The organism is Sphingopyxis macrogoltabida (genome assembly GCF_001314325.1).
Classification (GTDB): domain Bacteria; phylum Pseudomonadota; class Alphaproteobacteria; order Sphingomonadales; family Sphingomonadaceae; genus Sphingopyxis; species Sphingopyxis macrogoltabida.
This window is the reverse complement of record NZ_CP009429.1, coordinates 2199699-2209518: the sequence shown is the minus strand read 5'-3', so window position 1 is coordinate 2209518 and position 9820 is coordinate 2199699. Positions and strand designations below refer to the sequence as shown.

Here is a 9820-nt window from a genome sequence, read left to right as displayed (position 1 = left end):
GGCAGAAGCAAGAGGAGGAGAAGCGGGGCTTTGCGCACGCATCGGGAACCAATGGCTGCGCGAGGTGGTTCCCAAAGTGAAACAAGGACGGTGAACGGCTATGAAAGGGGGCGCTGCGATTTCGGTCTTGATGCTGCTTGGCGCCTGCGCGCCCGCGCCGGTCGAAACGGCGCCCGCCGACACGGACGCCGTCGCGCGCGGCCGCGACGCAGCGGCACGGCTCGGTTGCGGCGCCTGCCATGATTTGCCGGGGATCGCGTGGCCGAAAGGGCGGGTGGGACCACCGCTCGCGGGCTTCGGCGCCCGCCCGCTGATCGCTGGCCGCCTCCCTAATCGCGCGCCGCTCCTCGCTGCCTTCGTAACTGACGCCCCGGCGATGGTGCCGGGAACCGCGATGCCCGCGATCCCGATGAAAAGAGCCGAAGCCGACGACATCGCCGCTTGGCTGTTGAGCCTCGATGACTGAGCGAACGCTGCCTTCCGAGGGCTGGCCGCCTGCCGTGCTCGATCCCGCCGGACCTTATTCTGAGCCCGTGACCCTCCTTGCCTGGGTGCTGCTCGTCGGGGGCACCGTCATATCGGCGATCGTGCTCGCCGCGCTCTGGGTCGCGCTGCGCGGATCGCCACAGCTCAAGACCCGGCTCGGCGGCGAGAAGGCGATCTGGATCCTGGGTTTTGCCTTTCCCTCGGTCGTGCTCACGGGTCTGCTCGTATGGGGCCTGTTGCTCACCAGTTCGCTTTCGGCGGCCCGCGTTCCCGAGGGCGCCATGCGCGTCAAGATCATCGGCGAGATGTGGTGGTGGCGCGTCCATTATCAGGATGGGCAGGGCCGCGAGACGCTGCGCGACGCGAACGAGCTCCACATTCCGGTAGGGCAGCCTGTGCTGCTCGAACTCGAAGCGGCCGACGTCATCCATAGCTTCTGGGTGCCGCGGCTTGGCGGCAAGATGGACATGATCCCGGGGCGCACCAATCGCCTGCTGATCGAGGCCGATGCGCCGGGTATCTACAAGGGACAGTGCGCCGAATATTGCGGCGGCCCGCACGCGCTGATGGGGTTTGTGGTGGTGGCCCACACCCCGGCGGACTTTGCGCGGTGGCAGGCTTCGCGGCTCCCGTCGCAAGGCGCCGGCGGCGAGGGGCTTGCACTTTTTCTCTCGAGCGGCTGCGCCGCCTGTCACACGATCCGCGGCACGCCGGCGCGTGGACTGGCCGGCCCCGATCTGACGCATGTCGGTTCGCGCAGGACGCTGGGCGCGGGCATATTGCCCAATAATCCGGGGACGATGGCGGGCTGGGTCGCCGACAGCCAGGCGATCAAGCCCGCGAACCGTATGCCCGCCTATCACCAGTTCAGCGGCGAGGAACTGCAGGCGCTCACCGCCTATCTGGTCTCGCTCAAATGAGATCGGAAACGGGGTTCGATCCCGCGCTTTATGAGCGTTTCCCGACTCGGCACGAGCGGCCGAAAGAAGAGGAGGAGGACCTCCGTCGTATCTGGTGCAAGCCCAAGGGCTGGGAATATCTGCTCGCGGTCAACAATAATTATATCGGCATCTATTATCTCGGAACCGCCTTTCTCTTTTTCCTGATGGCGGGGGTGCTCGCGCTGCTCATGCGTGCGCAACTCGCCGCGCCGATGCTCGAGATCCTGCCGCAGGGCACCTATAATCAGGTCTTCACCATGCACGGCACGGTGATGATGTTCCTCTTCGCGGTGCCCGCGGTCGAGGCGGCAGGCGTGCTCCTGCTCCCGCAGATGCTCGCGGCGCGCGATCTGCCGTTCCCGCGGCTGTCCGCCTATGCCTTCTGGGCCTATGCCGTCGGCGGACTTTGTTTTTTCGCCTCGATCTTCGTCGGGCTCGCGCCCGACGGCGGCTGGTTCATGTATCCGCCGCTGACGTCCAAGGCCTATTCGCCGGGAATCAACACCGACTTCTGGCTGCTCGGCATCGGCTTCATCGAGATCAGCGCGATCGCGGGGGCGATCGAGATCATCGTCGGCGTGCTGCGGACGCGCGCGCCGGGCATGCGCCTCGACAGGATGCCGATCTTCGCCTGGGCGATGCTCGTCTTCGCAGTGATGATCGTGATCGCCTTTCCGAGCATCATTCTCGGCACCTTGCTGCTCGAGATCGAGCGCGCGTTCGGCTGGCCCTTCTTCGACGCGACGCGCGGCGGAGACCCCTTGCTCTGGCAGCATCTCTTCTGGTTTTTCGGCCACCCCGAGGTCTATATCATCTTCCTGCCCGCCGCCGGGATGATGAGCATGATCGTCGCGACCGTCGCGGGCGAGAGGCTCGTCGGCTACCGGCTCATCGTCCTTGCGATGATCGCGACGGGCTTCATCAGTTTCGGCGTGTGGGCGCATCATATGTTCACCACCGGCATGCCGCCGATGACGACGGGCTTCTTCTCGGCCGCCTCGATGGCGGTCAGCGTGCCGGCGGGCATCCAGGTCTTCTCGTGGATCGCGACGCTCGCAATCGGCAAGCCGAAGTTCAATGCGCCCGGCCTCTTCGTGATGGGCAGCATCGTTATTTTCGTGACGGGGGGTCTGACGGGTGTGATGGTAGCGATGGTGCCCTTCGACTGGCAGGCGCACGATAGCTATTTCATCGTCGCGCACCTCCATTATGTCCTGATCGGCGGCATGGTCTTTCCGCTGTTTGCGGCCTTCTATTACTGGATTCCGATGGTGAGCAAGCGGGCGCTGTCGGAGCGGCTCGCGAAATGGGTGTTCGGCCTCATGTTCCTCGGCATGAATGTCGCCTTCCTGCCGATGCATCTGGCGGGGCTGCAGGGCATGCCGCGCCGCGTCTACACCTATCTGCCGGGGCAGGGCTTTGAGCTTCCCAATCTCATCTCGACGGTCGGCGCTTTCATGCTCGGGCTCGGTGTGCTCCTCTTCCTCGTCGACCTGGCGCGCAATTTCCGGCTCGCGCCGGGCGAGGGCAATGCCGGGAATGTCTATGGCGGCGGCACGCTCGAATGGTTGCCGAGCGAGCTCTATTCGACACGCTCGATCCCGGTCGTGACGAGCCGCGAGCCCTTGTGGGACGATCCGGCGCTCGCCGACGAGGTCGAGAAGGGGCGCTATTTCCTGCCGCGCTCGGCGACGGGCCTTCGCGAGACGATCGTTACCAGCCCGCTGCTCGCCGAGCCCCAATATCTTCAAATCATGCCGGGGCCGTCGCCATGGCCGTTCGCCGCCGCGATCTTTACCGCGGGCTTTTTTCTCGCGCTGACGGTGCAGGCCTATCTCTTCGCATGGGTCAGCGGCGTGCTGGCGGTGATCTCGGTGCTGCGATGGCTTTGGGAAACCGACCGGCCGATCGAAATCGAGGGCGTTGACATCGGCGCCGACATTCGCGTCCCGACCTATGTCACCGGCCCGTCGAGCCATGGCTGGTGGGCCATGATCATCCTGCTGGTCGTGATGGGCATGATCTTTCTCATGGCGCTGTTCAGCCTTGCTTTCCTGTCATCGAACCAGCCTGGCTTCTGGCGGCCGCCGCCGCCGCTCGGCGGGGCGATATCGATGCTCATGCTCTACGCTGCCGCGATCGGGTTCGCGCTCGCAGCGCGCTCGGTCCTTCGACGCTCGCCATTCTGGTCGGTGATGGCGCTTCTGTTCTCCGCAGCGGCATCAAGTGCGGCGCTAGGTCTGGATTACGCAAGCTGGTCGGGCAGCGGGCTCGATCCGACCGCGAGCGGGCAGGGGGCCGTCGCCTACGCGCTGCTGGCTCTCCAGGCCTGTGCGGCGGCGATCGCAATGCTGATGGCGCTCTACTGCGCCGCGCGCGGTGTGCGGGGGCTTGTCGCGCAGCCGAGAAACAACAGCATCGACCTCACGATGCTCTTTCTCGTCTACACCGCGGCCCAAGGGGCGACGGGCGCTCTCGTTTCGCGACTGGTCGGCGTTGGCGGATGAAGAGCTGGCTCATCATCATGGGCGGTCTCATCCTCTGGGCCGTGCATTTCTTCCTTCTCTACCTCCTTGCCGAGTTCGGGGGCAGCGGCACCGGCGTACGCCTCGTAGCATCGCTTTGTACCTTGGTCCTTCTCGGCGCTGCGGCGTGGATGTTCTTAGCGGTATCGCGTGAAACTCCCGGCGATCCTTTCGCCGGGTGGCGACGGCGCGCGGCGATGCTGGCGTTGGCGTTCGGCGGGCTCGGAATCGTCTTTCAATATTTGCCGGTCCTGCTCGTTGATCGATAGGACGGCGGTTCGGCCCGAGGGAGCGAAATGGATGCAGGTGATCGAAGCGATAGCGGTATGCGAGGAAGCGCTTCGTACGGCGATGCTGGCCGGCGATGCCGAAGCGCTGGAGCAGCTGCTTGCGGACGATATGATCTTCGTCGACCAACAGGGTGTGAGGCGATCGCGTGACGACGATATCGCGGCGCATCGTTCGGGACTGCTCGACTTGAGTTCACTCGATTTTCGGGGCGACCGTCTCGTTCGGCCCTATGGTGACCTGGCGAGCGTCGTCGTGACGACCGATGTCGCCGGATCCTATGGCGGCACGAGCTTCTTCGGAACCTTCTCCTATCTTCGTCTCTGGAAGCAGCAGGGTGACCGCTGGCAGATCATTCTCGCTCAATGCACCGCTTGTCCATCGTCAGAGCTGTGATCAGAGACTGCTTCGGCCGGGGTTGAGCGCGGCATCTGTCGAGCGCGCTCTGGCCTCGCAGGCTCGGCCAGGGGTCGCACGGATGTCCGGCCGCGCCTGCACACTTGCCTCGCTTCTTGCCGGTGCGGGCGCGCGCTTTCACGGCGGGCAAGCCGCGCTGCGCGCGGCTCCGGCCGCTGCTCCGCCCCGTCCGGCCCGCCGCTCCCGCGCGCACGCCGCCCCGGCTGCGGCTCCTGCAAGAGTGCGGTTTTCGGCCCTCCGGGCCAGCGGCATTGCGGCCAAGGTCAATCCGTTCGGGCGCGAAGCTTGCGGCGGATCGTCCTCAGCGCGTTTTCGAGACCTTGCGAACGATATCCGCCGTCCGGCGCTTCCCGATCGAACAGGGCGCCGTCGTCATCGCGGCCGAGCAGAAATTCAAGTGCTTCGACGAGTTCTTGGTCCATGGTGGTTCTTCCCGTCATCGGGCAAGCGACACCGATACAGGACAATGATCGGAATAATGTTTGACGTCTTTCCCGTAGAGCGTCTCGGCGAAGCTTAGCATGTCCGCGCCGGCGCGCCGGTCGAGCACGATATGATCGATGAAGCTGTCGTAGCGCGGATCGCACTTCGGCCGCGTCCCGGCATCGGCGAGCCGGAGGTCTGCGTTCGCCGGTGTGCCGTCGTCGATCTCGGACCAGACGCGGTCGCCTTCAAGGCCAAGCCTGCGGTTCCAGTCGCCGAGTACGGCGAAGCGCACGGGCGCTTCGGCAGCCGCATCGATCCACGCCTCGAGCGCGGGTACCTGCTCTGCGAGGATCGGGCAGGCCTTGGCGGTATCTCCGGCAAAGCAGCCCGACTTGAGGTGAATCGAAAGGAGGCGAAGGGGTCTCGCGCCCGCCGGGCGAAGGGTGATGTCGACCCCCGAGCGCAGCTGCGGATTGCCGAGCATCAGACTGGTCACATCGGCGTGGCGGTCGAACGCGATAGTCTTGCGGATCGCGAAGCCGACTGCCTGTCGAATGACGCGCTGCGACTTGTGCTCGCCGCCGCAGGTCCCGCTCGGTGCGCCGGCGCGCTCTTCCATGACTATGGCATAGCGGGCGGGATCAAACACACGCTCCGCCGCCGCAACACTCTCCGCTTCCTGAAACGCGATCACGTCTGCGTCGAGGCCGTCGGCAATTTGTCGCATGGCGGCATAGTCGGCGTCGGTTCGCGGCTGACACCCGTCGCCGTTCCGCTCGGCAAGAAATTCGAGATTCCAGCTCGTCAGCGTGAGCGGCCGGTCGTGCGGGACTGCGAGCTGAGGATGCTGCGGGGCTTGCTCGGCCCCTGCGCAAGCGCTGAGCGAAAGGAGCGAAGCGGCGATGAAGAGGAGGCGCTGGTTCATCGAGCGCTTCTGCCCGCGACGCCGGACCCTTTCAACCAATTCGTTGGCAGGAATAACAGCTCGGGAGGGAGCCTCGTCTCCCGGGAACCAGGAGGAGAGACGAGGCAAAACAAGAATGCGCGCGCGTGAGGATTTGTTCCGAACGATCTGTGATATCGTGCTGATCTCGATCAACTTTATTCGAATTTCCTTCCGGAGTCTTCGCTTCGTGCAGGCAGGTTCCCGTTGGTTATTTTTCGCGGTCCCAACGAGCTTTTGTTGGGGAGAACGACTTTGGGAGACTCACGCTCGCGGGAACAAGCCTGTCCCCTTGTCGTTGTCGAGGGGTCTATAGCGGAGACAGGTGGATGCAGCAGCAGATTGCGGTCGTGACGCTCGGGATCGCGGACCTCGTCCGGTCCCGCCGCTTCTACCGCGAGGGCTTTGGCTGGACGCCGGTGTTCGCGAACGAGGAAATCGCCTTCTATCAGATGAATGGCCTCATCCTCGGCACATGGCTTGAAGCAAAGCTCGCCGAAGACATGACGCGGACCTCGTTCGGCGGCCCGGGGTCCTTCGCGCTCGCGCATAATGTCGGGACGGCGGAAGAGGTCGATGCGGTGATCGCGGCGTTGGAAGCTGCAGGCGGCCGGGTGCTGCGGCCAGGCGACGCGCCGCCGCATGGCGGCTATCGGGGCTATGTCGCAGATCCCGACGATCATGCATGGGAAATCGCGTGGAATCCGGCTTGGCCGATCGACGCCGAAGGCCAAGTGACCTTCGGCGCCTGACATCGGGTCTTAGCCGTTGAGGCGATCCTTGACCGCCTTGGCCGCTCCGAAGCCGAGCTTTTTCGAGGCTGCGATCTGGATAGTCTCACCGGTTGAAGGGTTGCGGCCCTCGCGGGCTGCGCTTTCCTTGACCTTGAACTTGCCAAAGCCGTTCACCGAAACTTCTTCGCCCTTTGCGGCGGCGTCGGCGATCGCGGCGAACACGGCGTCGACAGCCTTCTTCCCGTCGGCCTTGCTGGTTCCGAGCATCGTCGCAACCGCGTCCGAAAGGTCGGCATGGTTCATTCAATATCTCCCTTATTCGGTCGGCCCCTCGCCGACCGGGCGGCTTCTATAGGAGCGGACATCGTCCTCCGCTATCGCGATCATCTCGCGAGGCTGCGGAAGGTGATCGACCAGCGCGCCTCCTCGATCGGCGCGATGCTATGCTCCCAACCGCGCCGCGCTTCGCCGGCGAGGTGATAGATCGAGCGCGGTGCGAGCGGCAGTGCGAAGCGGTCGAACTTGTCGTGTCTGCGGCGCCGGAAACGCATCGTCGCCTCTGCTCCCAGCGAAATGCCGACAACATGCTCGAAGACCGGCCGGTCCTTGTGCCAGCCGATGCCGGCCCCGGGGCCGTATGATATCAGCAGCGCCTGCGCGAGGGCGCCGGGCGGAAGTCCTGCAAAACGCTCAGCCCGAGCAGCCATGGGCGCGAGCCAGTCGGGGATCGGTGCCGCGCGCGCGAAAACGCCCGTTTGAAAATCATAGCTCCATCCGAACGAGCGGGTGCGGCGTTTGCCCTCCCATTGCTGGAATTTGAATGCCTCGAGCCCTGCATGTTCGATATGGGCTATGAGCGCCGCTTCCTCGGCTTCCGTGACGAAGGCTTCGGCCGCTTCCAGACCGGGAAGCCGTGCGTGGCCGAACAAATCGGCCTGCGCCGCGGCACTTTTGCTGACAGGGCCGTGTTTCATGCCCTTGCAAGTGCGTCCAGTTTCGCCGCAATCGCTTTCCAGCACTCGACGCCCGCATTATCGCCCACGAGTGCGAGCGCGCCGATGCGCGCTGCGACGAAGCGCGGCGCACCCGCTCCATGCTGCTTCTCGACCGCGAGCGCGCAGGCCCAGAGATGGCGCTCCTCGGTGAACATCAGAGCAGGGTCGGCATCACGGGCGGTTGAGGCAAGGTCTTGCTGCGGTTACTCCATGGGTCACTGCTATGCTGGGCGACAAGGCGGTCGCCGGGATATTTGCGCACGAGTTCGAACGCTTCGTCGGCGGGCGCGTGCAGCCAGGTCTCATGATCCTCGGGACGGAGGATCACCGGCATGCGGTCGTGGATATCGAGCAGTTCCTCGGTCGCGTCCACCATGACGCCGGTATAGGCGTCGCCCCATTCGTCGGTGGGGCGCCAGAGTCCCGCCCAGGCTGCGAGCGGCTGATCGCTGACGCTGATCCAGGTCTTCGTCATCGCGCCTTTTTCACCGACGGCCTCGGCAAAGGCGGTGAAGGGGATCAGGCAGCGATGCGCCGGCCGGGCGAACCATTCGCTCCACATGCCATAAGAATTGAAGAGCTGATCGTCGCGTGCGTTGTTCGTCGGACTTGGCTTGTTGGGCAGGCCCGTCTTCTTGCTTTTCGAGTGGCGCGGGAAACCCCAAGTCATTGACTGAAGGACGCGCTTTCCCTCCTCTTCGCGGACGACCATTCCCGAATAGCCGGGATAGACATCCTCGGCGCTGTTGAACGGCTGGACGGGCAGGTCGACGCCGAAATGCGCCGCGACCTCGGCCGCGCTTTTGCGCTCGGTGTAGAGATTGCACATGGACGTCAGTCTATCAGTATCGGGCCGGGAAGGAAGGACGCTGGCGGCAATTGCGCTCTATTAAAGCAGCGCTTGCTGGGGCCGCGCTCTCGGGGGCAATTTCCCGCTGCGCCAGAGATCGTCGGTATGTTCGACGACGAAGTTTTCCGCGGGCGGGGGTGGGCGAAATTGGAAGCCGATGACATCCTTGATCGAGCCGTGGAGCCAGCGCTCATATTCATGGGGCATGAGGAGGACAGGCATGCGGTCGTTCGTGGGATGGACGAGCTCGTTCGCGTCCATCGTCATGCCGGCGTAAACGGGACCCATTTCGGGGGTGTTCTTGGCGAAGCCGGCCCAGGCCATGATCGGCTGGCCTTCGGCCGAGAACCAGCTGCGGGTTTTCTCGCCGGGCGAGCCGTTGGGGTTCGCGAAGTGCGTCAGCGGAATGAGGCAGCGATATCTGGGCTCGACGACGAGACCTTCCCACATCGGGTTGGTGAGATCGGCGACGAGGCCGATGCGGCCCGGCGGATCGCCGCGCAGCCGCATCTCGCGGGTGAGGCGCGGGAAGCCCCAGAGCATCTGGCGAAGGTGCCGTCGGCCGTTCGTTTCGTGGACGACGAGACCGGGGAGGGCCTCGATCGTCTCCGAGGGAACGGCGATATCGGTAAAGCCGCCGGCGCCAAAATGATCGGCGACGTCCGAAGCCGTGGCGGCAAGGGTGTAGAGGCGGCTCATCTCTCGGGCTTCAGGCGAAAACCTTCGTCCATTTTTGGACTTGTTTCGCAAAGCTCGCCGGCTCGAAACCGAGACCGATCTCGGTTTCGACGAGCGGGGCGCTGCCGCCGGCGGCGTAAAAGCCTCTGATGTCGCACTCGCCGAACGGGTCGAACTCCTGCGCCCAGCGATCGAGGGCGATTGCGCGCGCGTGGAGCGCGGCGCCGCCATGATCACCGAGCCCATGCTCGTGCGCGAAACGCTCAAGCAGACGGCCATGCTCCGCAATGTCGTTCGGACTCTTCACCACAAGATGCCGGATCGTCTCGATCGCGCGCGCGAGATGCGCGCCGGTGATATGCACACCATTGATCGCGGCGAGAAAACCGCCGGGTGCGAAAAAATCATTGGCTGCAGCATGACCGCCGATGCGGTGGTCTCCTTCGGATCTGTCGAACTGGATTACGTCGCCCATGGCCGGTCTTTCGCTGCGATTCGGTCATGCACTATGGAACAAAAATGGAACAAATGCGAATC

14 protein-coding genes are annotated in these 9820 nt (G+C 64.5%); 6 read left to right on the top strand and 8 right to left on the bottom strand.

What is annotated here, in order from left to right; genetic code table 11:
- Positions 1-100 precede the first annotated feature (100 nt).
- From LH19_RS11005 to LH19_RS10985, 5 genes are read left to right on the top strand one after another with little or no spacing between them, the layout of a single operon-like run.
- The gene (locus tag LH19_RS11005; protein WP_054727869.1) at positions 101-466 is read left to right on the top strand and encodes a c-type cytochrome; all 366 of its coding nucleotides are present in this window, start codon (positions 101-103) and stop codon (positions 464-466) included.
- Complete coding sequence (coxB, locus tag LH19_RS11000; protein WP_054727866.1) at positions 459-1406, top strand: cytochrome c oxidase subunit II; 948 nt, start codon at positions 459-461, stop codon at positions 1404-1406. The genes LH19_RS11005 and coxB overlap by 8 nt, the downstream gene beginning before the upstream one ends.
- The gene (locus tag LH19_RS10995; protein WP_054727864.1) at positions 1403-3934 is read left to right on the top strand and encodes a cbb3-type cytochrome c oxidase subunit I; all 2532 of its coding nucleotides are present in this window, start codon (positions 1403-1405) and stop codon (positions 3932-3934) included. The genes coxB and LH19_RS10995 overlap by 4 nt, the downstream gene beginning before the upstream one ends.
- Complete coding sequence (locus LH19_RS10990; protein WP_054727863.1) at positions 3931-4221, top strand: hypothetical protein; 291 nt, start codon at positions 3931-3933, stop codon at positions 4219-4221. The genes LH19_RS10995 and LH19_RS10990 overlap by 4 nt, the downstream gene beginning before the upstream one ends.
- 31 nt (positions 4222-4252) lie before the next feature.
- On the top strand, positions 4253-4636 hold the full coding sequence (locus tag LH19_RS10985; protein WP_054727859.1) for a nuclear transport factor 2 family protein: 384 nt from the start codon (positions 4253-4255) through the stop codon (positions 4634-4636).
- A gap of 284 nt (positions 4637-4920) precedes the next feature.
- On the opposite strand, the gene LH19_RS28610 is transcribed toward LH19_RS10985, so the two are convergent.
- Complete coding sequence (locus LH19_RS28610; RefSeq protein WP_156344026.1) at positions 4921-5079, bottom strand: hypothetical protein; 159 nt, start codon at positions 5077-5079, stop codon at positions 4921-4923.
- A gap of 14 nt (positions 5080-5093) precedes the next feature.
- On the bottom strand, positions 5094-6182 hold the full coding sequence (locus tag LH19_RS10980; protein ID WP_201258435.1) for an exonuclease/endonuclease/phosphatase family protein: 1089 nt from the start codon (positions 6180-6182) through the stop codon (positions 5094-5096).
- A gap of 173 nt (positions 6183-6355) precedes the next feature.
- On the opposite strand from LH19_RS10980, the gene LH19_RS10975 reads away from it, so the two are divergent.
- The gene (locus LH19_RS10975) at positions 6356-6778 is read left to right on the top strand and encodes a VOC family protein (protein ID WP_054727854.1); all 423 of its coding nucleotides are present in this window, start codon (positions 6356-6358) and stop codon (positions 6776-6778) included.
- A 9-nt stretch (positions 6779-6787) separates the two neighbouring features.
- Here LH19_RS10975 and LH19_RS10970 read toward each other — a convergent pair whose 3' ends face one another.
- From LH19_RS10970 to LH19_RS10945, 6 genes are all read right to left on the bottom strand, one after another.
- Positions 6788-7063, bottom strand: coding sequence for an HU family DNA-binding protein (locus LH19_RS10970; RefSeq protein ID WP_054727852.1), 276 nt, complete (start codon positions 7061-7063; stop codon positions 6788-6790).
- 80 nt (positions 7064-7143) lie between these two features.
- Positions 7144-7734 carry an alpha-ketoglutarate-dependent dioxygenase AlkB gene (locus LH19_RS10965; RefSeq protein ID WP_054727850.1) on the bottom strand — a complete coding sequence of 197 codons (591 nt, stop codon included), beginning with the start codon at positions 7732-7734 and terminating at the stop codon, positions 7144-7146.
- Positions 7731-7910 (bottom strand): DUF6961 family protein, encoded by a 180-nt coding sequence (locus tag LH19_RS10960; RefSeq protein WP_054727849.1) that lies wholly within the window; start codon positions 7908-7910, stop codon positions 7731-7733. Before LH19_RS10960 ends, LH19_RS10965 begins: the two co-directional genes overlap by 4 nt.
- The gene (locus LH19_RS10955; protein WP_054727847.1) at positions 7910-8584 is read right to left on the bottom strand and encodes an SOS response-associated peptidase; all 675 of its coding nucleotides are present in this window, start codon (positions 8582-8584) and stop codon (positions 7910-7912) included. Before LH19_RS10955 ends, LH19_RS10960 begins: the two co-directional genes overlap by 1 nt.
- A 60-nt stretch (positions 8585-8644) precedes the next feature.
- Positions 8645-9304 (bottom strand): SOS response-associated peptidase family protein, encoded by a 660-nt coding sequence (locus tag LH19_RS10950; RefSeq protein ID WP_054727845.1) that lies wholly within the window; start codon positions 9302-9304, stop codon positions 8645-8647.
- A 10-nt stretch (positions 9305-9314) separates the two neighbouring features.
- Positions 9315-9758 carry a hypothetical protein gene (locus tag LH19_RS10945; protein WP_054727843.1) on the bottom strand — a complete coding sequence of 148 codons (444 nt, stop codon included), beginning with the start codon at positions 9756-9758 and terminating at the stop codon, positions 9315-9317.
- Between the last annotated feature and the right edge of the window lie 62 nt (positions 9759-9820).

Coding starts and splice junctions, on each gene's coding strand:
- LH19_RS10995 (WP_054727864.1), top strand. CDS start 1,403: ATGAGATCGGAAACGGGGTTCGATCCCGCGCTTTATGAGCGTTTCCCG.
- LH19_RS10990 (WP_054727863.1), top strand. CDS start 3,931: ATGAAGAGCTGGCTCATCATCATGGGCGGTCTCATCCTCTGGGCCGTG.
- LH19_RS11005 (WP_054727869.1), top strand. CDS start 101: ATGAAAGGGGGCGCTGCGATTTCGGTCTTGATGCTGCTTGGCGCCTGC.
- coxB (WP_054727866.1), top strand. CDS start 459: ATGACTGAGCGAACGCTGCCTTCCGAGGGCTGGCCGCCTGCCGTGCTC.
- LH19_RS10965 (WP_054727850.1), bottom strand. CDS start 7,734: ATGAAACACGGCCCTGTCAGCAAAAGTGCCGCGGCGCAGGCCGATTTG.
- LH19_RS10985 (WP_054727859.1), top strand. CDS start 4,253: ATGCAGGTGATCGAAGCGATAGCGGTATGCGAGGAAGCGCTTCGTACG.
- LH19_RS28610 (WP_156344026.1), bottom strand. CDS start 5,079: ATGGACCAAGAACTCGTCGAAGCACTTGAATTTCTGCTCGGCCGCGAT.
- LH19_RS10975 (WP_054727854.1), top strand. CDS start 6,356: ATGCAGCAGCAGATTGCGGTCGTGACGCTCGGGATCGCGGACCTCGTC.
- LH19_RS10955 (WP_054727847.1), bottom strand. CDS start 8,584: ATGTGCAATCTCTACACCGAGCGCAAAAGCGCGGCCGAGGTCGCGGCG.
- LH19_RS10970 (WP_054727852.1), bottom strand. CDS start 7,063: ATGAACCATGCCGACCTTTCGGACGCGGTTGCGACGATGCTCGGAACC.
- LH19_RS10945 (WP_054727843.1), bottom strand. CDS start 9,758: ATGGGCGACGTAATCCAGTTCGACAGATCCGAAGGAGACCACCGCATC.
- LH19_RS10960 (WP_054727849.1), bottom strand. CDS start 7,910: ATGTTCACCGAGGAGCGCCATCTCTGGGCCTGCGCGCTCGCGGTCGAG.
- LH19_RS10950 (WP_054727845.1), bottom strand. CDS start 9,304: ATGAGCCGCCTCTACACCCTTGCCGCCACGGCTTCGGACGTCGCCGAT.